A 23,395-nucleotide genomic window follows, 5' to 3' on the forward strand; every position below is an offset into this window, starting at 1 on the left:
GACCGACAGGACAAAACACGTCCGTCCCGCACCGGTCGGTACGGGACGGACGCTCCGAGTGGTTCAGACGCTCCGAGTGGTTCAGCCGACGGCCCCCGGCGTCGAGTTCGGCTGTCCGGCCGATGAACGAGGCGCACCCGCGGTCCTCGAAGATCTGTTGCATCGAGGACCGCTGCGGCCCGGCGGATGCCATGCGGCTCAGTCCGGCAGTACGGGAAGCAGCTCCGGAAGGTGTCCGTCGGACGCCGCCGCCGCCGACACCCGTTCCTCGGGGACCTCCCCGTACAGCGTCGTACGCGGCTTCGCCGGACGCCCCGCGAGTTCCGCGATGGCGACCAGGTCCTGGACGGAGCGGTACGAGCCGTAACCGGAGCCGGCCATCCGGGAGATGGTCTCCTCCATCAGCGTGCCGCCCAGGTCGTTGGCGCCCGAGCGCAGCATCTCGGCCGCGCCCTCCGTTCCGAGCTTGACCCAGCTGGTCTGGATGTTGGTGATGTGCGGGTGGAGCAGCAGCCGGGCCATGGCGGTGACGGCCCGGTTGTCGCGGTCGGTCGGGCCGGGGCGGGCGATGCCCGCGAGGTAGACCGGTGCGTTGGTGTGGATGAACGGCAGCGTCACGAACTCCGTGAAGCCGCCGGTCTCCTGCTGGAGCCGGGCCAGGGTCCGGAGGTGGCCGAGCCAGTGGCGCGGCTGGTCGACGTGCCCGTACATCATCGTGGACGAGGAGCGCAGGCCCACCTCGTGGGCGGTCCTGATGACCTCCAGCCACGTCGCGGTCGGCAGCTTGCCCTTGGTGAGGACCCAGCGGACCTCGTCGTCCAGGATCTCGGCCGCCGTGCCGGGGATCGAGCCGAGCCCGGCCTCCTTGGCGGCGATCAGCCAGTCACGGATGGACATGCCGGTGCGGGTGGCGCCGTTGACGACCTCCATGGGCGAGAAGGCGTGCACATGGATGCCGGGGACGCGCTCGCGCACCGCCCGCGCGATGTCGAAGTACGCGGTGCCGGGCAGGTCCGGGTGGATGCCGCCCTGCATGCAGACCTCGACCGCGCCGACGTCCCACGCCTGCGCGGCCCGGTCGGCGACCTGGTCCAGGGAGAGGGTGTACGCGTCGGCGTCGGTGCGCCGCTGGGCGAAGGCGCAGAACCGGCAGCCGGTGTAGCAGACGTTGGTGAAGTTGATGTTCCTGGTGACGATGTACGTGACGTCGTCGCCGACCACGTCGCGGCGCAGGGCGTCCGCGATCCGGCACAGTTCGTCGAGGGCCGGGCCGTCCGCGTGGAGCAGGGCGAGTGCCTGTTCGTCGGTGAGCTTCGTCGGGTCGTCGGCCGCCCGGCTCAGCGCCTCGCGCACATCGGTGTCGATCCGGGACGGGACCATGCCTGGCGCGGCGGCCTCGCGCAGTGCCTCCCAGTCCCCGTACACCTCGTCGAAGTCCTCGCGGCGGTCGCCGGTGCGGCCCTCGGTGTCGATGGTGCGGTGCAGGTCGGTGCGGCCGCTGGCGCCGAACTCCTCGTCGGGCTCCTGCCAGGGCAGCCCGGCGGGGACGGCGCCCTCGCGGGCGAGTCCCGTCTCGGGGTCGGCGAGGGCGCGGATGTGCGGGAGGAGGCGGGGGTCGAGCCACGGTTCGCCGCGCCGGACGAACTCCGGGTAGATGGTGAGCCGTTCGCGGAGCGTAAAGCCCGACTCGGCGGTCTTCGCGGCGAGTTCGTCGATGTGCGGCCAGGGTCGCTCGGGGTTCACATGGTCCGGGGTGAGCGGCGAGACGCCGCCCCAGTCGTCGATCCCGGCACCGATGAGCAGCGCGTACTCGGCGTCCACGAGGTTCGGCGGGGCCTGGATACGGGCGGACGGGCCGAGGATGTGCCGGGCCACGGCGATGGCGGCGGCCAGCTCCTCCAGCTCGGCGTCGGGCATGCCGCGCATCGCGGTGTCCGGCTTGGCGCGGAAGTTCTGGACGATGACTTCCTGGATGCCGTGGTAGGCGCGGGCGGTCCTGCGCAGCTCGAAGAGGGAGTCGGCGCGCTCCTCGTAGGACTCGCCGATGCCGATCAGGATGCCGGTGGTGAACGGGACGTTGGAGCGCCCCGCGTCCTCCAGTACCCGCAGCCGCACGGCCGGCTCCTTGTCCGGTGACCCGTGGTGCGGGCCGCCGGGCTCGGACCACAGGCGGGTGGCCGTCGTCTCCAGCATCATGCCCATGGACGGCGCGACGGGCTTGAGCCGCTGGAGATCGGTCCAGCTCAGCACGCCCGGGTTGAGGTGCGGGAGCAGCCCGGTCTCCTCCAGCACCCGGATCGCCATGGCGCGTACGTACGCGAGGGTGTCGTCGTACCCCTCGGCCTCCAGCCACTCCCGCGCCTCGGGCCACCGGTCCTCGGGCCGGTCCCCGAGCGTGAAGAGCGCTTCCTTGCACCCCATGGCCGCGCCCTTGCGGGCGATGTCCAGCACCTCGTCGGGCGAGAGGAACATCCCGTGCCCCTCGCGCCGCAGCTTGCCGGGCACGGTGACGAAGGTGCAGTAGTGGCACTTGTCGCGGCAGAGCCGGGTCAGCGGGATGAAGACCTTGCGGGAGTACGTGATCACTCCCGGCCGCCCCGCGGCGTCGAGACCGGCGTCGCGCACCCGGGCGGCCGAAGCGGCGAGGTCGGTCAGATCCTCCCCCCGCGCCTGGAGCAGAACGGCGGCCTCGGCCACATCGAGAGCGACACCGTCACGGGCCCGCTTGAGGGCACGCCGCATGGAATTGGTCGTCGGACGTCCGCGCTGAGGATCGGTCATGGCCCCGAGCATACGAGCGGAGCCTGCGCCCGGGACCAGGGCATCTGCGTCATCCGGACCGACGCCCATGCGCGGCGGTGCGTCTTCCGACGGGAAGTCGGTCCACGCGCGGATGCCAATTGGACGCGAGCCGCCACCAGTGCACATACGCGACTGCATGGCGTGCCGCCGCCCGGCTGTGGCTGCCGCAATTGGCTCGGTCAGTGGATCATCCGCTGCGGCCGGGGCGCGGGTCGGGCCACGCGGCCCGCAGCAGGGCGGTCTCGGACGGGGAGAGCGGGCGATGGCCAAGAGCGACGTCGTCCTGATCGAAAGTCCACTCCCCGTAGAGCAGGACCGCCATGCCGTGCTCGTCGTCGTCGGTGCACACCGCCCAGCACCCGATGTCGCTCTGAAGCGACCAGTCGTAGTAGCGCAGGCCGCCCGAAACGGCCTGGCTGGTCGTCAGCCCGCTCCCACCCGGAGGGAGCAATTTTTCCAATGAGCCGGCAGTCGAGGGCGGGAATCTGTCTGCGGCCTCGACCAGCTTCGTGACCTCCTCCACGCGGACTCGCACCGAGGCGTGCCCGCTTCCCCGGTCGAGCACGGCGAGGGGCGTGCAAGCGGCCATCGCGCAGTTCGGCATCAACTCCGGATATTCGTCCAGCCCGTTCAGCGCGGCAAGAGCAGGCTCGAACAGCGCCCAGAACGGGGCTCGGCCCTCGGCGAGGAAGGGCCCGTGCACCCTGACCACCCGCTCCTCGCCGGGCAGCGGCGGCGACTCCGCCCTGAGGAACGGCTCATGCACGTCCAGCGGCAGGCTGCAAAGAGTGCTGTCCGCCCACTCCACACACGCTGTGCCGGCCAGCGCGGCCCAGCGCGGCGCAGGACTCCCCGACCAGGCGGGTCGGGCGCGCCCCGAACACGTCGGGCACGGCACGGAGACAGTGATCGACATCTCGGCATGATCGCAGATCACCCAACAAGCCGGAACCGACCCGGCACCGAGCCGACTTCCTGTGCCTGGCGGATGGTCTCCTCGTCCGCCTTCCATGACTGAATGATCAAGTCGCCGGTCGCATCGTCCAACCAGATCGTGGGCGAGCCGTCATCCGGAGTGGTGGGCCAAATCCCTCCCGGCTGAGCCGGGGATACATTCAGACGCCTCCAAGGCGCACTCGGCCCATACCGTCTTGCCAACGCCCCGGTCCTTCACGCCCCACGATGTCGCCAGCGCGCCGACCAGGTGCAGGCCGAACCCCGATTCCGCGCCGGGGCGGGAGGGCCTGACCTCCGGATCCCGCTCCCCTTTCGCATCCGACACCTCGATACGGAGCGTGCCCGTGAGCACGACGAGCCGGAGCTCGAAGTCCCGCCCCGGCACCAGCCCGTGCAGCACCGCGTTGGCCGCCAGCTCCGACACGATCACGGCGGCGTCCTCGGAGAGCTCGCTCCCGTACGGCACGCCCCACGCGTCGAGTTGATGCAGGGCAAGCCGACGGGCGAGCCGCGCGCCCCGACGAGTGGCGCTGAAGCGTTGGACGAACTCGGAGCCCGCAAGGGTGATTTCGGCGTTCATGTGACTCAGCGTGTCCGGTTGCTCGTACGCTGACCAGGAGTGACACCTCGACGCCGAGTAGCTGTACGGGCACGCCCTGTCGGCCGTACGGGGCGTCGGCCGTGACCGGGCGAACAGAGAGCGGTGCGGGGCAGATGGCGAACGCGGAACGCGAAGAGAGGCCGGAGCGGCCGGCCGAATCGGATGGAACGGCGCACCTCTTCAAGGCGCTGGGCAAACAGATCAAGGTGTTGCGCGAACGCGCGGGGATGAGCCAGAAGGAATTGGGTCTCGCGGCCCACTGCGGGGAAGACCTGATCTCGGCGATGGAGCGGGGCGTACGTACGCCGCAGCCGGACTTCCTGATCCGCGTGGACCCGCTCCTCGATGCGGGTGGGGTGCTGTGTGCCGCCGTCGACGAGGTGCGGGAGGCGCTGGCGAAGGCGCGTACCCGGCATCCAGAGTGGTATCGCGGCTACGCGAACCTGGAAGCATCCGCATCGCAGATCTACGACTACAACAACCAGGCCGTGCCCGGACTGCTCCAGACCGAGGCATACGCCCGAGCGATCTTCGCCCAGTGGCGGCCGCTGCTCAGCGAGGAGACCGTCGAGAAGCGCGTGGCCGACCGGCTCGACCGGCAGAAGATCTTCGAGCCGTGGCCCGCGCCCACGTTCCACTTCATCCTGGACGAGAGCGTGTTGATGCGCCCCATCGGGGGCCGGAACGTGCATCGGGAACAGTTGCAGGCGCTCCTGCGCATCGGCCGTCTCAGGACGGTGCAGCTCCAGCTGGTGCCACTCGACCGCACCGAACAGCCCAGCATCGACGGGCCATTCACCCTGATCACCCCCAAGGGGAAGCAGCAGCTCGCCTACCTGGAGATTCACGGATATCCGAGGCTCATCACCGAGCCGGAAGAAGTCCGGGCGCTGGCCGTCCGCTATGGAATTATGCAATCAGTGGCTCTCACTCCAGGGGAGTCCTTGGCCACGATCGAGAAGATGCTGGGAGAGCGATGAGCACCGGGCAACTGAACTGGTTCAAGAGCAGCTACAGCAGCGGAGCGGGCGGCAACTGCATCGAGGTCGCCTACGACTGGCGCAAGAGCAGCTACAGCAGCGGCGAGGGTGGCGAGTGCGTCGAGGTCGCGACCTGCCCCACCACCGTCCACATCCGCGACTCCAAGAACACCCAAGGCCCCCACCTCGACATCACCCCCGGCGCCTGGTCCGCGTTCGTCACGTACGCGCAGCAGGGCTGAACGCACCCGTCACGCTTGGGCCCGCACCGGATCGCGACAGCCGCGACCCGGTGCGCCGCGACCCGGGGGACCGCGACGCGGTGAGCCCCGACGTAAAAAGGCTTTTAAAGGCTTTGGGAAGAAGAAACTTTCCCAACCCAACCCAACCCAACCCCTCCCCCAGCCACGCACAGGGGCCCGTCACTCACACGGGTGAGGTTCGCCAACTGGGCTGGATTTCCGGGCTATTGGCTGACATATGCTCGCCACGACAACCCCCAGACATGCGTCGGCCCCCGGCCGGGATTGCGACTCCCATACCGAGGGCCTGACCACCGAGGAAGTTCGGAGCTTCCTGATGGATACACAGCAGGTTAGCGCGCCCCCGCGCACCCCGTCTCGCGTTCGCGGGGACGGCACGCCGACATCCGGCGTCATGCACATCAACACCCGGCACACCAGCCGGTTCACCGTCATCGGCAACCACCTCGCCCAGCACCGCGAGCTCTCCCTGCTGGCGATCGGGCTCTCGACGTACATCCAGTCGCTTCCCGCCGGAGCACGGATCGGCATCAAGACGCTCGCCGAGCGGTTTCCCGACAGCGAGGCCCGTATCGCCGCCGCGCTGCGCGAGCTGGAGGCTCACGGCTATCTCAGCCGTACCCGCGAGCGGCTGCCCAATGGCCGGGTCGTCACCCGCACTTGCTCCTACAACCAGCCGACCGGTAACGCGCAACGGCGCCCAGCGTCTACGCCCAAGCCACGCCGCCAGGCACCCGCATCAGCCCCCGCGGCCGCACCGGCACCCGCACCCGCACCCGTGGCTGCGACGCCCCCGTCGACGCCCGCGCCCGCCCCCATGCCTCCGCCCCCGCCGCTCCCCCAGCCGCGCAACCCGCTCCCCCAGTACCTCCGTGCCGCCACCGCGCTGCTCACCGATCTCCACCGGCACGCGGCCGAGATCACCCTCACCGAGAAGGACGTCGTCCTACTCGCCCCCGCCGCCGCCACCTGGTTCGAGCGCGGCGCCACGCCCGCTGCCCTCCGGCACGCTCTCACCCACGATCTGCCCCAGCCCCTCAACCGCCCCGCCAAGCTCCTCCGGTACCGTCTCGCCGCTCTCCTCCCGCCCCCGCCGACCCTGGAGCACCCCACCGTGCTGCTCCAGAACTGCGACCGCTGCGACCGGGCCTTCCGCTCCCCCACCCCGGGCAACTGCCGCGAATGCCGAGAAGCAGCGGCCGACGACACCCACCCCCCGTTCCACGTCCTGGGCGGATGACCACTGCTCCTGAACTCGTCATACTCGACTGTGGCGGCGTGCCCGTCGACAGTGAACGGATCGCCGTACGCCTCCGGGCCCGGGGGCGCCAAGCCGGGACGGCCGCCGGCGGCGAAGGAGGTCATCCGCCGCCCGCCGCTTCCCATGCCTCGCGGGGCTTCGGGCCGTCACCACTCCCCGTAGTGGCCGATCACCCGGAAGCTGCCCACGACGCCGTCGCCGAAGAACCGGCTGTTGTGGACGGTTTGGGCCGCGACACCGTAGCTGCTGCTATAGGGGCCGACCGTGGCGACCGGAGAACCGCCGTCACAGGCGAACCCGCGATAGACCTCGACGACGTTCCGGCTGTTGTTGTAGATGCTGAAGCTGCTCGATCCCAGCCCGCTGGCCGCGGTGTTGCAGCCTTCCGAATGGGCGGAGTACGTCCGCTCGTTGAAGTAGATCCGCTCCTCCCCTCTCCGGTCGTAGCCGCGGTCGCCCCCGTCCCGGCCGCCACCCTCGTCGTCGTACCCGCCCCGGTCGCCGCCCTCGTCGCCGCGCCCACCCCCGTCGGAGCCTTCGTTGTCGCGTCCGCCTTGGTCGGAGCCCCCGTTGTCGCGCCCGCCCTGGTCAGAGCCCTCGTTGCCCGAGCCCTGGTCGGAGCCCCCGTTGTCGCGCCCGCCCTGGTCGGAGCCCTCGTTGCCGGAGCCCTGGTCGGAGCCCCCGTTGTCGCGCCCGCCCTGGTCGGAGCCCTCGTTGTCGGAGCTCTTGTCCCCCTTGTCCCCCGTCCCGCTGTCGCTGTCGCTGGCGAGGGGGGCCGGTGCGGGGGCGACCTGCCGGGCGGGCGGGGCGGCCCGATGGGCGGGCTGCTCGGCCCGCTCGGCGGCCGGTTCGGCCTGAGTGGATCCGTCAGTCGAGGCATAGGTGATGCCGGTGGCAAGGACCGCTGTGCCGACCAGGGCGGCGGCCACAGCGAAGGTACGCGTAGACATGTCACTTCTCTCCGTCTCAGAGACGTCGGCCGGGCGGCCGACCCGCGACGAACGTATCGACGGGCCCCATACCTGTCATTTCGGGCAATCCCAGGGCGTGACACCACAGGACCGGTCGGGTACAAAGAAGGCATTCAACGCATATCTATACCGATGCCGCTGTGCCGGTGTGCCGGTGTGCCGGTGGCTAGTTCATCGGGGCCGCCCTCGACGGGCGGGGTGAGGAAGTCCGGGAAGTAGGCGGCGCGCGGCACCAGACTCCGCAGCGCCGACGCCGCGTCCCGGGCCGCTCCGCCCCGGCGGAGCAGCCCGCCGGCCGCCTGCCGCCACGGGTCGAAGGCGAGCGCGCCCTCACGGTTCTGCAGGCGGCACAGGCTGCACACGATCTCCCAGAGCGGGTCGGGCCGGCGCGCGATGCGGACGTTCTCCAGATCTCTGCCCGTGAAGTGGATACGCAGCATGGCTTCCCCCGTTGGCCATCGATGCTCAACGGAAATGCTGTCACGCACGGTGCGCAGGGCCACGGCGGCGCGACCGGCCGCAGCGAAGCCCGAGAGATTCCGGCCACCCCGAAATTCGCGAGGCGGGACCCGGTCGGCCGGGCCCCGCCTCGCGAGACTTACCGAAAACCTCTGCTCAAGAGTGAGCCGACTACTCCACGAAACGCCAAGTGACGTCGATCGTCCCCCGGTCCAGCGAGGCGAGCTCCCCGAATGCGGCGGGTGTCAGATCGAGGCCGTGTGTTTCCGAAGTCGGGCTTGCGTCAAGGACCTTCGCGGTTATGGACTTTCCGTTGTGTGTGACCACGACCTTCCTTCCGCACTGAGGAGACTCGGATGATCCGGATCCGAACATGCGGTGGTCGAGCGCGACAACGAAATCGCCGTCCCTGATGACTTGGCCGCACGCCCCCGGCACCCCGTCGGCGCGGAAGAAGCTCGCTGCTCCGCTGTAGCCCTGCGACGGCTGTTCCGGTGACTCGCTCTGCTCCGGGGGCGGTGTCGTTGTCTGGTCCGGCTCCGGGGGCGGTGCCGTGGTCCTGCTCTGATCCGGGGGCGGCGTTGTGGTGCTGCCCGGCCCCGGAGGTGCCGTTGTCCCGCTCGGTTCCGGGGCGAGAGTGGGACTGGGCGACTCGGGCAGGGTGGAGCCGGGTTCCGGTTGCCCTGAGGCGCTCACTGCCGGGACGGGGATGTCGGTGTCCTCCGAGGCGGAGGCGGTGGCGACGATCACGCCGGCGGAGCCGACGGCCAGCAGTGTGGCCGCCGCGATTTTGGCGATCTTTGCTCTCAACGTTCCCTCTCTGAATGTCACATTCCGGACGGCGCGCATACAAGGCATTCGTGACGGGGGATGCCATGAAGTTTCCTCGCAACCACGCCACTGCGACCGTCGGCCCACGGGGGCCGACGATCGCAGCGGCCCCATGATCACCGTTCCCGCTGATGCTCCACTGACGCCGGGCTGACGTTCGGCAACAGGCCGCGAACGCCGGACGCCCGCACGCGCAAGGGCCGGGCGCCCGCACTGTCGGGTGCGGGGCGCCCGGCCCTTGCGTCCGGATCAACTACGTCAGCGGGCAACCGCCTTGGTCGCCCTGCTGATGGCGGTGCCACTGGCGTGGCCGGTGCGGCGGGCGGTCACCTTGACGGTGATCTTCTTGCCGCGCTGGGCGGACTTGAGCGTCAGCGAGGACTTGGTCGCACCGGAGATCGCCTTGCCGTTCGCGTACCACTGGTAGCCGTACGAGGTCGGGGTGGGCGTCCAGGTGCCGTGGGCGGCCTTGAGGGTGCGGCCCACCTTCGCGGTGCCGGAGACCGTGGGCTGCTTGGTGGCCTTGGGCGCGCTGCCCGTGGCGACCTTCACCGAGGCGGGCGTGGCGGAACCGTCGGCGTGACCGGTGCGGTGGGCCGTGACGGTGATGGTGATGTACTTGCCGAGCAGCGACGCCGGGACGGTGTACGTGGACGCCGTCGCACCCTTGATCGCCTTGCCGTCGACCTTCCACTGGTAGCCGTAGGAGGTGGCGGCGGGCAGCCAACTCCCGCTCGTGGTGGTCAGCTTGGAGCCGACCTTCACGGTGCCGGTGATCTTCGGGGTGGTCGTCACCCTGGGCGCCGCGCCCTTGGCGACCGTGAGCGCCGCCGAGGTGGCCTGGATGTCCGCCGTGCCGGTGCGGCGGGCCGTGACGGTGACGCCGATCTTCTTGCCGAGCAGCGAGAGGGGGACGGTGTAGGTGGCGGCGGTCGCGCCGGTGATCGGCTGCCCGTCGGCGTTCCACTGGTAGGCGTACGACGTCGGGGCGGGGGCCCAGGTGCCGGGGGCCGCGGTGAGGTGGTCGCCGACGCGGGCGGTGGTGCCGATCGTCGGCAGTGCGCTGTTGCGGAGCGGGGCCGAGGTGACGGTGAAGTTGCCCCGCGAGTACTCGGTTCCGCCGTGCGTGATGACGCTCGCGCTCCAGGCGCCCTCGGCCGCACCGGTCAGGTCCAGCTCGGCGGTCAGGGTGTGGCGGTCGGGCGAGACGGAGACGGTGGTCCCGGTGATCTCCCGGCCGGCGTTGCGCAGCACGACGCGGTCGTCCTGGTGCAGGGCGGTGCCGGTGACCTCGACCGTCGTCCTCGTACCGGAGACGCCGGTGGTGGGGGCGAGCTTCGTGACGGTCACCCGCTCGATGCCGCAGCGCCCCGAGCAGACCGCCTCGGCCTTGTAGGAGGTCTGCGACGCCTTCTCCGGCAGGGAGAGGACCAGGATGCTCGGGGTGACCTCCCTGGAGTAGTTCTCGATCACCGCGCACGAGTAACCGCTGGGGATGGCGTACGTGCAGCCGTTGTCGAGACTCGGGTCGTACAGCGCGGGCACCGCCGTGTCGGTGGCGCCGGTCGTGTCGCTGATCTCCATCTTGAAGCGGTCGCTGTACGCGGTGGGCAGCGCGGCGCAGACGGCGGTGTGCTCCTCGTCGAGGGTGCCGGTGACCGGGCCGTACCCGTAGGCGATGCTCGCGACCTTCTCGCACTCGGCGGCCGGTCCGTCCGGGCCCGCGATGCGCAGGGCGTCGAAGCGGTACGAGTCGGGAGCCTTCAGCGTCGTGGGGACGGTGACCAGGACCTGGTAGTGGGTGGAGCCGGTGACGGCACACGCCTGGTTCTTGTTGCACAGGGCGGTGCCGTCGGCGCCGTAGACCACCACATTGGCGGTGCCGAGCGAGTCGCGGACGTCGATGTGCAGGGTGTCCTCGGCGTCGGCGGTGGTGACCTGGCGGCAGCGCAGCTCGCCGGGGGCGCCCATGGCGCCGCCGGCGGACGGGCCGCCGGGCTTCGTCGCCGGGTTCGCGGCGCAGCCCTTGGCGGTCTCGGTGACGTCGCGGCGGGCCAGGACGTACTCGGCAGGGGTGTCGCGGCCGGTGACCAGCACGGTGTGGGCGACGCCCGGGGTCAGCGCGCAGGTCGTCCAGGTGGAGACCGAGGCGCGGGCCGAGCAGATCTGCTTGCCCTGGACGTCCAGGACGGTGAACTGGGCGAGGGACGTGGTGCCGGGTGCCGCCTGGAGCTGGATGTTCTCCCGGGTGCTGTGGTCGTCCGCCGGGATGCTCAGGCAGCGCGAGAAGACGCCGTCACCGGTGGTGACGCGGGCGGTGGGGCCGGTCGCGGTGAAGTCGCCCGCCGGGAAGGCGGGGCAGTCGCCCGCCGCGTCGGTGCGGTGCAGGACGAGGGTGTACGGGCCGGTCGGCTGCGACTCGCTGGTGTTGGAGACCAGGGCCCGGAAGGGGGCCTTGCCGGTGAGTCCGCAGGTCCCGTCGGTGAGGCGGGACGGGTCGCAGCGCTGGATGCCGTCGGCGTCGACGACAGTCACGCGCGGGTGGGGCGCGGGCCCGTAGAGGGCCTCCAGCGCCGCCAGCCGGGCGCCCTCGGGGAGCGGCAGGGACAGGCAGTCGATCTCACCGCCGACGGTGAACTCGGAGCTGTGGACGCCGAGTTCGACCGGCACGCAGCCGGTGGTGGCGGACTGGTCGATGACGAGGGTGGGGGCGTCGGTGAAGACGGTGTAGTCACCGGCGGCGGGGAGGGTGCAGACGTCCCAGGTGGCGCAGGCGGTCTTGCCGTCCCGGTCGTACACGGCGAGCGTGGACCGTGCGCCGTCGTGGACGGCGTACGCGTCGTAGCGTCCGGCGGCCGGGGCGGTGAAGGTCCGGCATCCGTGGGCCGGGCCGGCGGCCGTGGGGCCGGCGTTGTACCCGTTCAGCGCGGGGTGGGCGCAGCCGGCCGGGTCGGAGGTGCGGCGGACGGTGAGGGTGTACTCGGCGGGGAAACCGTGCTCGGCCTGGCTGACCTGCGAGAGGACCCGGTAGGGGCCGTCGCCGGGCAGTACGCAGCCCTCGCTGCCGTCCTCATTGAAGTGCGGACAGATCCGGGCGCCGGTCTCGTCGGTGATCCAGGACAGGCTCTGGCCGTACGCGGTCGTCCTGATCTTGTTGCTGATCCGCTCACCGGGCTTGCCGGCGAAGGGCTGGCACTGGATGGCGGTCGGCCCGGCCGCGGAGGCGACGACGGGTGCGGTGTCCCAGGACGTGCCGATCTCGGGCGCACAGCCCTCGGTGGTGCCGAGGGGGACGACGGCGACGGTGGGGCTGCTCGGCTCGGACCAGTTGTTGAAGAGCTTGAGCGTGAAGTCGCCCGAGCGGGGCAGCAGGCACCAGCCGGCGCCCCACTCGGGGTCGTAGCAGTCGATCTCCGTCTCGCCGTCGTAGACATGGGCGTACGTGCTGGCGTTGGCGCCGCCGACGAGTACGACCTTGTGCAGCCCGGCGGCCCCGGCCGTGAACGTGAAGCAGGCCGTGCCATCGCCCGGGATCGTCGGCTTGCCCTCCGCCGGGGCGGCCTCGCCGAAGCGGGAGAGCGGCAGGGTGGCGCAGTCCTCCTCGGCCGTGGCATCGGTGGTGCTGCCGGCCGCCGCCGTGGAGGCGTACGCCTGCGCGGCGCTCGCCGGAATCAGCAGCGAGAGCAGGACCGAGAGCGCGAGCAACAGAGCGGCGTAGGCCGCCGATCTCGCCGGTCTCCCGGATCTCTTGGCTCTCCCGGATCTCGCCGCCGTGTGTGGATAGCTGGACATTCCGTTCCCCCCGGACCGGTGAAGTGTGCGCTTCTGCCGGGGGCTTCACGAACGACGCGCGAACGCGGGACGGCCCGGGACACAAGCGAGATGTGCGCGACTCGTAAAGATGAGCGCACGCGATCATCGCACAGGCGTCCGGGGCCGTCCGAGGAATTTCGGTTCCGGTTACGGGCTACTTGCCCAGGACCGCCTTCATCACGCTCTTGGCGATCGGCGCGCCCAGCCGGCCACCGGAGATGTCCGACCGGGAGATGTCCATGGCCGTCGGGTCGATGAACACCGCGACCGCCACCGACTTGTCGCCGGACTTGCCGTACGAGACGAACCAGCCGTACGGCACCTTGTCGTTCACATTGATGCCGCGCTGCGCCGTGCCGGTCTTGCCGCCGACCGTGACGCCGTCGATCAGGGCGCGCTGGGCGCTGCCCTCCTTGGCCGTGAACTCCATCATTTCCTGGACCTTCTTCGCCGTCTCCTCGGACACGGCCTGGCTCTTGAGCTTCGGCTCGTTCTTCTCCAGGACCGACAGGTCGGGGCCGCGCAGCTCGTCGACGATGTACGGCTGCATCAGCTTGCCGTCGTTGGCCAGGGCGGCCGTCACCATCGCCATCTGCATCGGTGTGCTGGTGAGGCTGCCCTGCCCCATGCCCGTCAGCGCGGTGCCGGGCTTGTCCAGTTCGCTCGGGTAGAGACTCTTGGTGGCGAGCATGTCGCCGAACTCTTCGGAGTAGACATCGGCGTTGAAGCCGAACTTCTCGGCGGTCTCCCGCATCTTCTCGGCGCCGACCTTGGACGCCGCGTCGAGGAAGACGTTGTTGCAGGAGTACTGCATCGCGGTCTTCATGGACGCCTTGCTGCACACCGCGTCGCCGGCCTCGCTGCCGATCTTGTTCGTGGAGAGCGGCAGGGGGTACGGGGAGACCGCTTCGGACGGCGCGTCGACATCGGTGACCACGCCGTTCTCCAGGGCCGCGGCCGCCGTGAGGATCTTGAACGTCGAGCCGGGCGGGTAGGTCTCCCGCAGCGGCCGGTTGGCCAGCGGCTTGCTCTTGTCGTCGACGAGCGCCTGGAACTTGTCCCCCTCCTTGAACGAGTTCCCGGCGAAGACGGACGGGTCGTACGAGGGGGTGGAGACCAGGGCCAGGACCTTCCCCGTGCTCGGTTCCAGCGCGACGACCGCGCCCCGCGCATCGAGGTCGGTCAGTCCCTTGTAACCGGCCTTCTGCGCCTTCGGGTCGATCGTGGTGATCACATCACCGCCACGCCGCTGCTCGCCGGTGATGATGTCCTTGGCGTGCCGGAACGCGAAGCGGTCGTCCTGGCCGCTGAGGATGCTGTCGTACGTCTTCTCCAGGAGGGACATGCCCTGCGCCTGGGAGGCGTATCCGGTGACGGGGGCGTACATCGGGCCCTGCTTGAAGGTCCGCTTGTACTTGAAGTCCGTCCCCTCGACGGCCTTGGAACCGGTGATCGCCTCGCTGCCCACGACGATGTCGCCGCGCGGGGTGGCGAACTGGGTGATCTTCACCCGGCGGTTCTTCTCATGGGTGGCCAGGGATTCGCTCTTGAAGTACTGGAGCCAGTTCGCCCGCAGCAGCAGTGCCATCACCAGCAGCCCGCAGAATATGGCTATGTGCCGCAACGGCCTGTTCATCCTGATCCACTCCCGTACTCACGAACGCTCGATCCCAACTGAGGAAGATGCCGAACACGGGCAAATGGTTGCACGCACAACCAGCTGCGGTCGCGGCCGTTCCCGCCGGAACGGCCGTTCAGAGGTACTGCGCATAGCCGTCGAGCGCCCGCAGCACCTCCGGCTCGCCCGCCGGAGGCAGTTGCAGCACGACCTCCTCGATGCCCAGGTCCGACACTCCCTCCAGCGCACCCGCACCGGCGGCTCATGCATCTGCCCACCAAGACCCCGGCGTCCGAACTCCGCATCGCGCCCCCGACCGAATGCATCTACTCCCTCAAGCAGCACAAGGAACGGCAGGGCACGGAACGCGAGACCGCAGGGGCATCCCGGCAGGACAGTGGCCTCGTCGTGATCAAGGAACTATTGGGGCACGCTCACATCGGCGTCTACGCCCACGTACGACTCCGCCTCCAACGCCAAGCCATCGACACGCTCAACGATGTCCTCGGCCAGGCCGACGACGACCCTGTCGCCCCACCCGCCGCAGTAGTCGTCCACTGACGTTGCCGTCAGCGTTGCCGTCAAATTGCTGTCGGCTAGGGACCGCCTGACCCGGGTCCAGCGGGTGAAGTCATTCCTGGCCGAGGATGAGACGAGCCGGGTGACTGCCGCCGAACCGATCACGCCGCCGCTGTATGTGGCGGAGATCTTCGACCTGGAGGCCGGGGATCAGGTGGTGCGGCGGAAGTGGCTGGCGGGCCGGGGCAAGACCCGGACCGTGTTCGCGGTGACCCGGCTGCAGGCCCTCTTCGAGCTCGCGCTCCGAACCAGCCTACGAAAGGGACTCAAGGAAGCCCTGGCGGGGCATCAGTTTTAAGACTTAGGCCACTATCTGTGCATCCTTGCGGCGGACTGATCGTGAAAACGAAGACTCACTGCGGCACGTGGATTGACCCTGAATCCACACTCTCTCAGTGGCATGGGTGGCCAGGTTCTGAAATATCACACCACGGGTCGTCGCAGTAGGCAGCAGAAATCCTTGAATCAGGAACGCCAAGACGCCTACCACTGAGATCGCCAGGCGTCCATTCGATACACGAAGGCCTCATTCCGGTGCCGGTTCGACAGAACTCCTCCGCGGCAGCTCGAACTGCAGGAATGGGCAATGCGCTACGCAGGTGGTGGTAGTGCGGCAGACCTGGATCCGAAATGACATATGGATCCATGTCGGGCGGTGTGGGATTATCGGAAATCCAGACACGCTCGGCGATGGCGACGTCACTCAAAACGGCAGAACCCGGAGGAAGCAACCACTTCAGGGCGCCGTATCCGGTCCGATAATTGATGGCGACGTGTAGATAGCTATCAAAATTCTGCAATGCCTCGATTCCGTTCACCCGACCTTTGGACAGCGTGAACTCGACAGCCACCCCCTCACCCGCCGAGCTCGCGACAGAATCGCCAACCTCTCGAAGATTTCCAAAGACCTCGTCGATGATTCGCCGAGCAACCGACCATTCCGCAGAATAGTACGTTTGACCATTGGTGAATATATTCAGAATCAATTCTGACTCCTTGAGGCCGTGCGCCTGCATGCAAGGGGCGCATAGCCGGAGGGTGTTAATGACCCTCCGGCGACTCATGACACAATATCACCTCGAATGCAGGTCTGCGGTTCGAGACCGTCGCCGCAGCGCCGATGTCGCCCTTCCGGGCGCAAACCCTTGCCGACCGATGATTCCGGGCCCCCTTTCCCGGGAAAGGGGGCCCGGAATGCCTCAATATTCGCCACTATCGTGGCGTTATTACTGGCGGACCCGGCGACGGGTAGACCGGGTGGGCAAGACCTTTACACACGTGCGGGGTGGTCGGTAGTTTGGCCATTCAAGCGGACGCTCAACCCCTGCCTAGTATCGAAACTCCTTCGATGCTTCCTGAGGCCCCTCGATACCAGACGGTCAGACTTGATCCCGCTGGAAGGATCGCTGGCACAGCCGCGGAGCACGAATATGGTCCAGCACAAACTCCCGCTTCTCTGTTGATTACAACGGCCGCTCTCTGGATGCCTCTATTTCGCATAGCCCAGGCGATCTTTGATTCGACGTGAGATGCGGCTGGAAAGGATTCCCCGGTGGGCGGATGGCGCAATCCGGACGACTTAAGGAACGATGCGATATTCGACCAGGATCCTCCTTCTCCGCTGGATACCGTCGGACCGACTTTCGCGCCTGCATCATCAATTACCTGGCCGGTAGTAATTTTCTTCCCAGAAAGGCCATCTGCAACGGACTCAATCGCCTCAATTGGGTCATCGCAATTGTGCACGAGGACCGGCGTGACCCCCGCCAGCACAAAGTACGCGTGGACGTCACTGATAGTGAGGTCGTGCGTGCGCTGTCGCTGGTCGAAGTGGCGGGTGGCCTCGACCGTGGCGATGTCGCCCGCGGCCGTCCGGAGTTCCATTCCCGGCCGCAGGTCACCCGCATCGAGCCAGGCGTTCTCGGACACGACCCAGAACGGGTGAGTCGTGGTCGCCACGAGCGTTGCCGGGGCGCCCTTCTTCGGGACGATCGTCAGGTCGACAAAGGTCTTGTCGTCCTCGGTGACGATGGTGCCGACGGCCTCTCGGATGCTTGTCCTGCCCGTCGCCGGGTCTGTGACGACCACCTTGTCGCCGAGCTTCACCTTTTCGATCGGCTTGGTCGAGCCGTCGGCCAGGAGCACTCTCGTACCTGGCAGGAAGCTGTGGCAACCGGTCGGTTCGCTCCTCTTCAGCTTGCTCAGTGCGGCTTTGGCCTTGGCGCGTGCCACGGCCAGCGCGTCCTCGGCCTTGCTCAGCGCCCTGGACGACTTCATCAGGTCCTTGACGCCGCTGATGAGGTCGCCGACCAGGCCGACCACCCGCTTGGCCAGCTTGACGCCCTTGGCCCATTTCCAGGGAAGCCCGTACTTGGCCAGGATCTTGCCGGCCAGGCCACCGGCGAAGCTGCCCGCGACGTTCAGCAGCGTTTCGCCGCAGGCGCCGAGATCCCCGCTGGAGAAGCAGTCCAGCGCGGCGTCGACCCCTATGAGGTCCCGGACGATTTTGACGAGCGCCTTGGCGGTCTGCTTGATGCGCTGTTTTGCCTGTCCTTGCTGGGCCCTGGCGGCATTCCTGTCGCCCGTCGCCTTTTCCAGATGTGCTTGTGTATCCCCCACTTCGCCGGAACAGAAGAGGGTGCAACCACCTCCGCAGCTGTTGCCCCGCTCAGGCACCCCGGGTGCACAAGGCAGGAGTCCACTCGGATCGGACAGAGTGACGGGGCTGTTGTTCGCGTAGGCGTACGCGTTCATCTGTTGTGGATCGGTGTAGTCGATGACGGGATCGACCGAGATGAACTTGCCCAGCCCCGGGTCGTACTCTCGCGCTCCCAGATGCGTCAGCCCGGTCTGCTCGTCGACCGTGCCGCCGACAAAGCCCTTCTCTCCGGGCCACTCGCCGGTGGGCTCGGAACGGGCCACCCCATAGGGATCGAAACGTCGCTGGGTCACAGCCTGCGTCGTCGAGTCGATGGCCAGTTCGGCGCTTCCGTGATGGTCCGCGGAGAGGAACGTCAGCTTGTTGTCGTTCTGCCGGACCGCGATGGTCTGACCGGCATAGCTGTAGTAGCGCGTGGCCTCCACCGCGGTAGCGCCCTTCGGCAGGCGCAGTTCCATGCCGGGGAGGTAGACCGTGGTCGCCTTCTCATCTCGCCTGAGGACCCGGGAGCCGTCGGCACCGTAGACGTAGCTGGTCTCGTCCCCGTTGGCCTCCGTCGTCCTGGTGAGGTCGCCGCTCGCATCCCAGTCGAGCCTCTGCGTGTCACCGCCGATGGTGCGCATGGTGGTGTTTCCGGCGTCGTCATAGCCGTACGTGGACTTCTTGTCGCCGGTCGGGGTGTTCTCCACGACCGTGGTCACCGCGTGCGGGCCGGCGCCGTTCTCGCCGTAGGTGAAGTGGCGCGTGACGTTCTTCGACGCGTCACCGCCCACGTCGTAGGTGACGTCCTTCGTGCGGTTGCCGATGGAGTCCGTCTCGTAGGACTTCCGGTACGGGGCCGGGCCCCCGAGACTCTTCGCTCCCGGGGCGGCCTCGCACGCCGTCGGTGTGCCGTTGGTGAGGTCGCTGCCCTTCGTGCCGGAACCTGCCGCCTCGTCCGCCGTGGCCGCGGGGGTCCAGGCATCCGTGAGGCGCTGGCCGCCGTCGTAGGCGAAGCACTGGACATCGGGCAGGGGACCGGCCGTGTCCGTGATGGCCAGGACGTTCCCGGCTTCGTCGTAGCTGTAGTTGGACGACTGCGCCGCGCCTGCCGAATCGACGACCCTCAGCGTTGAGTTGGTCATGCGGTCCGTGCCGCGCTCGTACTCGAAGGAATGCTGAATGGCCTTGCCCTGGCCGGTGGACAGGTGAAGTGCCTTGAGCAGGCTGGTCGGCCCGTACTGGGTCCTGGTGACGTAGGACGTCTTGCCCGTCATCGAAACCGGGCGCTGCAACTCGTCGTACGTGTAGGCGATGGCCTCGCCCGTGAGTGCGCCCGCCGCCGGCATTCCCTGGCCCTTGACGGTGCCATCGGGGTTGTACGTGGTGGTGAAGGTGTACGTGCCGGCAAGCGCGCCTTCGGACGCCGGGACGGTGTAGGCCGTCTTCTTCGGACGGTACATCGAGTCCATGTCCTGGGTGACCGACGCGTAGGACTCGGTGCCGTTGACGTAGCGGTACGAAGCCCAGGCGTACCCCACCCAGCCGGGCTTGTCGTACTTGGTCTCGGTGAGCTTGGTGCCGGTCTCCGGCTCTCCGGACCACGTGGTGACAGGGCGGCCCAGCTTGTCGTAGACCATGGATGTCTTGTTGACGGAATTGACCGTGGTCGTCACCGGGCGATCGAGCTCGTCATACGTGAATTCCGTGGTGCCCGAGTCCGGGTCGACGCTCTTCGTGCGCAGCCCGAGCTGGTTGTACTCGTAGCGCCAGGTGTTCTCCTTCGCGTCGGTGACGGTCTTCAGGAGGCCGCCCTTGGTGTAGGAGTAAGTCGTCGAGTCGTACTGATCGCCCGGCCCGGAGGGAACCGGCGAGGGCCCGTGGTACTTGCGCAGCTCGACGACCCGGCCGGCGGTATCGGTGATCGTTGTGGTCGGGGACTGGCCGGTCGGCGGGTCGACGTGAGTCCGGTCCCCCTCGTACACCGTGGTGGTGCGCCACTGCTCGACACCGGCGACCTGGAATATCTGGGCAGTCGCGCGGCCCAGGCCGTCGTACTCGTAGAGCGTCTGGCCACCGGCCTCGCCGTCGGCAACGGTCTGCAGCTTGTCCGCCGGTGCACCGGCCGCGTTGTACGTGGCGTTGGTCTTCCTGACGTTCCCGGACCCGTCGTAGAAGACATCACCGATCATGCGAGTGCCGTCCTGGCCCTCGGTCTGCAACTGCCGGGGTCTCAGCAGGCTGTCGTAGAACTGGTACTCGGCTCCGTAGCCACCGTTGTTGTCGATCTTCTCCGTCTTGACCACGACGGCGTCGTCCTGGCGGACGAGGTACGAGTACTTGATGCTCGGCGTCTTCGTCTTCGGCCTGTCCGCCAGCCACACGGAGGTGAGCCGGCCCAGCGCGTCGTAGGCGAGGTCCGTGCGCTTGCCGTTGGGGTCGGTCTGACCGGTAGACGCTCCCCACGCCGGTGCGTAGTCCGTGGTGGTGACCTGGTTCTCCACATTGGTGACCGTGGTCTGCGAGATCAGGCCGTTCACGTCGGTGTACTCGGTCGTCGCCCCCCACTTCTTGGCGTCCTGCTGAGCGGTGGGGCGCCCGAACTGGTCGTACTCCGTGGTGCCGGTCACCTGGTAGGTGCCGGTGGTGCCGTTGTGCGAGGTGAGGCGCTGTGTCGAGGTGGGAAGACCGCGGACGGGCGCCGCACCGAACGCCTGGTTGTCGTAGAGCGTGCGTTCGTCCGCCAGCACGTCGGTCCTGCGGTCCGGGGTCGCGGAACAGTCGACGGTGACGGCCTCACTGCGCGAGGGCAGTTCGTAGAGATTCAGCGCTTCGTTGTCCGCGTACCAGAGCCGGGTGCAGGTGTCGTCCTCGTCGGTGGCGAGATCGCCGAAGTCCTCAGTCCGGTCCAGCCGGACGTTCGGGGTTCCCGTGTCGTACTCCGACACGGATTTGGTGGTGCGCCAGGTGTCGCCGGGCATGGCCGTGTAGCCCCTGGTGCTCTTCGTCTTGACGGCCGTCGCATGGCTGGTCAGCCATGCCCGGGTCTGGGTGGCCGTGTCGAACTTCCACGGTTCGTTGATGACCTTGGATACGACCTTGCCCTTGTCGTAGGTCGCTGTCTCGATCTCGAAACCGGTGAACTCCTTGTGGCCGGTGTACTCGACGCCGGTCGAGTCCTTGATCTTCTCGGTCCTCGGACTTCCGCCGGGGGTCCGATCGCCGTCCAGGCCCTGAAGATAGGTGTAGTCGATCCGCGACTTCATCTCCTGGGGGTTGCCGCTGGTGACGGCCACCTTGCCGTATCCCTGCCACTGGCCCCAGGTCAGGAACTTGGCGTCGGTCATGCCGTCCGGTTCCGCATGACGCCAGCCCGCGTCTCCCTTGTAGGAGTACCGGGTCGTCCGGTCTTCGCCGCCACCGGTGCGATCGCTCTCCAGAACCTCCTCGACCACGTACTTGTGGAACCAGTCCGTACGCGGCTCGATGCTCCCCGGCGGGGCCCACACGACCGGGAAGCAGCGCTTGACGGACGCACCCGGAGCCGGCAAGGAGCTCGGTGTGCAGTCGGGTTCGGCGTATTTGATGTCCAGCTGCGCGCCCGTCTCGCTGAGCACAGTGGCGAGGCGGTACCGGTGAATGGCGTCCGTGTTGTCCGTAGTGCTGTCGACCCGGTTCTTCAGGTGGACTCCCTGGAGAACGACGGACGGCAGCTTGGCGGGAGCGCCGCCCTGCCCCAGGTGGTCGGCCCGTCCCTCGTGGTCGATCTTGGACAGCCAGAGCGTCTTGGTCTGGTCCCCGTTGTCGGTGAAGAAGTGGGTGAGGGTCCAGGCGTCCACGTCCTTGTAGTCGGACACCCCCGGGCCGGTGCTCATCTGGGTCCTGACCGCGACGAGGCGCTTCGTCGTGAAGAACGTCTGGCTGGACTGTGTGACGGCGCACTTGGTGTCGGCCTTGCAGTACTGGTCGACGGGGGTGTCGGGCCAGTGCGATGCGTTGGCGGCGGTGAACTTCGACTCGGCACAGTCGAAGTCCGCGTCCGGTATGCAGCGTTCCTTTACGTCGAAGGCGATGCGGGCCGGGGCCTTCGACGAGTAGACCGAGCCGTCCCGCTGGCCGTAGTCGATGCGCTTGAGGTACCCGCCGCGGTCGTACTCGGTGCCGTTGACATCGGTCTTGGCATTCAGGGCATAGCGGTTCTTCTCAGCCCCGTAGTAGTACGACATGACGTTGCCGTGGAGGTCCTTGACGTAGTCGAGGTTCCACCGCCATGCCTGCTTGCAATGCGCCATGGCGAACGTGGCGTCGTAACAGGGGTCCTTCGGGTCGTTGCCGAACACCGGCATGGTCCACGTGGAGGAGGTCTCTTCCTTGCCCGTGGTCCAGCCCGGCAGTTTGTTCCGTCCGAAGTAGTACTCCGTGCCGTCCGTGGTGGTGAGCTTCCAGTGCTCCCCGTCGTTGTCACCGTTGTCCACGGGATACGCGGCGGTGGTGGCGTCGAACTTCTCGATCCGCGCGCCATTGTCCGAGGAGAGGTGCCATTCCTTCGTCTTGTCGTCCTGGATCAGTTCGCCGGACATGCCGTTGAGCATGATCGTGGCGTTGTCGAAGGCCCAGCACTGCTCCGCCGATGTCTTCTGTCCGTCCTCGGAGCACGGCTTGTACGAGCGCTCGATGTAGCCGGGCTCGTAGCTGAACCCTTCGCCGATCCATGAGCCCTGGTTGTTGGTGGCGGCTGTACGGCCGTCCGCCGACTGGGAGGAGTAGCCGAATCCCACCGTGGGAGTGAAACCTCCCGGGGTGGGAATCGCGCGAATCGGGTAGTCCCAGGAGAAGCCTCCCGAGGATGCCGCGACCGACCAGCTCGCGGAAGGCGCGAGACTGGTCGCCTTGTAATCGCCCTTGGCAGACGAATCGCCTGCGGCGACCGCGTAGACCGCACCGCCGTTACCCGCCTCGGACGAGGAGGCGGACACGCGGGCCGTCAGGGTCTTGCGTGCCGAGTTGTTCTCGAATCTGATGGGTTTGGGCACAGCCCTGCAGGACGGGTCGGCCGGAGACGCGACCGCCGCACAGGCGGGAAGCTCCACCAGTCGCAGTCGCGATCCATAGGCACCACCCGCTCCGTCGGCGAACGCCGCGTAGCTCAGGGAGAGTTCGACGAGCCCCGACTTGGCCACACCGTCCGCGCGCTGCACGGTGAGAAGTGCGGCGCTTCCCCACTTCTGCGCTGCGCCATGCCCGAGCGAGGAGATCCTGACCTTCGACGGTGTCGCTCCTGCGGCAGCCGGGGCCGAACCCCTGGCCGGGGACACGGTGACCGGAATCCCACCGGGTCTCGTCGTGAGGGCAGCGGATTTACCCACCGCGCGGCCGGCGATGAGCGATGCCGATGCGGAGACGGTGGCCTCCGCACTGCCGGCCGTCGGCCAGACGACCGGGTCTAAGTCGGTGGCAGCCGCCCTCTTCGCCGGGTCGGCGGGCCGCGAAGCCTTTCCGGCGTCCTTGGTCGTGGCTGGATCGGGGTCATCGGGGAGGGACGGAAGACCGACGGCCTCCAGCTTGGGAGGCAAGGCCTGAGCACTGCCCGCAGTCAGCACGAGGGCCAGACCGAACATGAGC

The 23,395-nt window shown here is 68.2% G+C and carries 13 protein-coding genes and 3 pseudogenes; 5 read left to right on the forward strand and 11 right to left on the reverse strand.

The window, feature by feature from the left end:
• Positions 1 to 198: 198 nt before the first annotated feature.
• The 3 genes from ACWCQ6_RS03465 to ACWCQ6_RS03475 all read right to left on the reverse strand — a co-directional run bounded on the left by ACWCQ6_RS03465 (position 199) and on the right by ACWCQ6_RS03475 (position 4,339).
• Positions 199 to 2,781 carry a bifunctional FO biosynthesis protein CofGH gene (locus ACWCQ6_RS03465; RefSeq protein ID WP_451085091.1) on the reverse strand — a complete coding sequence of 861 codons (2,583 nt, stop codon included), beginning with the start codon at positions 2,779 to 2,781 and terminating at the stop codon, positions 199 to 201.
• Positions 2,782 to 2,989: 208 nt separating this feature from the next.
• Positions 2,990 to 3,568, reverse strand: coding sequence for a hypothetical protein (locus ACWCQ6_RS03470; RefSeq protein WP_451085092.1), 579 nt, complete (start codon positions 3,566 to 3,568; stop codon positions 2,990 to 2,992).
• Positions 3,569 to 3,868: 300 nt separating this feature from the next.
• On the reverse strand, positions 3,869 to 4,339 hold the full coding sequence (locus ACWCQ6_RS03475) for an ATP-binding protein (protein ID WP_451085093.1): 471 nt from the start codon (positions 4,337 to 4,339) through the stop codon (positions 3,869 to 3,871).
• A gap of 134 nt (positions 4,340 to 4,473) precedes the next feature.
• On the opposite strand from ACWCQ6_RS03475, the gene ACWCQ6_RS03480 reads away from it, so the two are divergent.
• The 3 genes from ACWCQ6_RS03480 (at position 4,474) to ACWCQ6_RS03490 (ending at position 6,843) form a co-directional block, all read left to right on the forward strand.
• Complete coding sequence (locus ACWCQ6_RS03480; protein ID WP_451085119.1) at positions 4,474 to 5,340, forward strand: helix-turn-helix domain-containing protein; 867 nt, start codon at positions 4,474 to 4,476, stop codon at positions 5,338 to 5,340.
• The gene (locus tag ACWCQ6_RS03485; protein WP_451085094.1) at positions 5,337 to 5,582 is read left to right on the forward strand and encodes a DUF397 domain-containing protein; all 246 of its coding nucleotides are present in this window, start codon (positions 5,337 to 5,339) and stop codon (positions 5,580 to 5,582) included. Before ACWCQ6_RS03480 ends, ACWCQ6_RS03485 begins: the two co-directional genes overlap by 4 nt.
• 337 nt (positions 5,583 to 5,919) lie before the next feature.
• The gene (locus ACWCQ6_RS03490; RefSeq protein WP_451085095.1) at positions 5,920 to 6,843 is read left to right on the forward strand and encodes a helix-turn-helix domain-containing protein; all 924 of its coding nucleotides are present in this window, start codon (positions 5,920 to 5,922) and stop codon (positions 6,841 to 6,843) included.
• Positions 6,844 to 7,010: 167 nt separating this feature from the next.
• Here the strand turns inward: ACWCQ6_RS03490 and ACWCQ6_RS03495 are convergent, their stop codons facing one another.
• The 6 genes and pseudogenes from ACWCQ6_RS03495 to ACWCQ6_RS03520 all read right to left on the reverse strand — a co-directional run.
• Complete coding sequence (locus ACWCQ6_RS03495) at positions 7,011 to 7,814, reverse strand: hypothetical protein (RefSeq protein WP_451085096.1); 804 nt, start codon at positions 7,812 to 7,814, stop codon at positions 7,011 to 7,013.
• A 134-nt stretch (positions 7,815 to 7,948) separates the two neighbouring features.
• Positions 7,949 to 8,275, reverse strand: coding sequence for a hypothetical protein (locus ACWCQ6_RS03500; RefSeq protein WP_451085097.1), 327 nt, complete (start codon positions 8,273 to 8,275; stop codon positions 7,949 to 7,951).
• Between the two features lie 190 nt (positions 8,276 to 8,465).
• Positions 8,466 to 9,104, reverse strand: a complete 639-nt coding sequence (locus tag ACWCQ6_RS03505; RefSeq protein WP_451085098.1) for a hypothetical protein — start codon at positions 9,102 to 9,104, stop codon at positions 8,466 to 8,468.
• A 279-nt stretch (positions 9,105 to 9,383) separates the two neighbouring features.
• Entirely contained in the window at positions 9,384 to 12,917 is a 3,534-nt protein-coding gene (locus tag ACWCQ6_RS03510) for a hypothetical protein (RefSeq protein ID WP_451085099.1), read from the reverse strand.
• A gap of 175 nt (positions 12,918 to 13,092) precedes the next feature.
• Positions 13,093 to 14,574 (reverse strand): peptidoglycan D,D-transpeptidase FtsI family protein, encoded by a 1,482-nt coding sequence (locus ACWCQ6_RS03515; protein ID WP_451085100.1) that lies wholly within the window; start codon positions 14,572 to 14,574, stop codon positions 13,093 to 13,095.
• 118 nt (positions 14,575 to 14,692) lie between these two features.
• Positions 14,693 to 14,785: pseudogene (locus tag ACWCQ6_RS03520) on the reverse strand (LLM class F420-dependent oxidoreductase); the annotation flags it as partial.
• On the opposite strand from ACWCQ6_RS03520, the pseudogene ACWCQ6_RS03525 reads away from it, so the two are divergent.
• Together ACWCQ6_RS03525 and ACWCQ6_RS03530 are read left to right on the forward strand one after the other, a co-directional pair.
• Positions 14,777 to 15,117 (forward strand): annotated as a pseudogene (locus tag ACWCQ6_RS03525) (site-specific integrase); the annotation flags it as partial. The pseudogenes ACWCQ6_RS03520 and ACWCQ6_RS03525 sit on opposite strands and share 9 nt — an antisense overlap.
• Positions 15,118 to 15,145: 28 nt before the next feature.
• Positions 15,146 to 15,367: pseudogene (locus tag ACWCQ6_RS03530) on the forward strand (GntR family transcriptional regulator); the annotation flags it as partial.
• 160 nt (positions 15,368 to 15,527) lie between these two features.
• Here ACWCQ6_RS03530 and ACWCQ6_RS03535 read toward each other — a convergent pair.
• Both ACWCQ6_RS03535 and ACWCQ6_RS03540 read right to left on the reverse strand, forming a co-directional pair.
• On the reverse strand, positions 15,528 to 16,121 hold the full coding sequence (locus ACWCQ6_RS03535) for an Imm1 family immunity protein (RefSeq protein ID WP_451085101.1): 594 nt from the start codon (positions 16,119 to 16,121) through the stop codon (positions 15,528 to 15,530).
• Positions 16,122 to 16,452: 331 nt separating this feature from the next.
• On the reverse strand, positions 16,453 to 23,391 hold the full coding sequence (locus ACWCQ6_RS03540; RefSeq protein ID WP_451085102.1) for a DddA-like double-stranded DNA deaminase toxin: 6,939 nt from the start codon (positions 23,389 to 23,391) through the stop codon (positions 16,453 to 16,455).
• Between the last annotated feature and the right edge of the window lie 4 nt (positions 23,392 to 23,395).

The organism is Streptomyces sp. NPDC001880 (assembly GCF_053594575.1).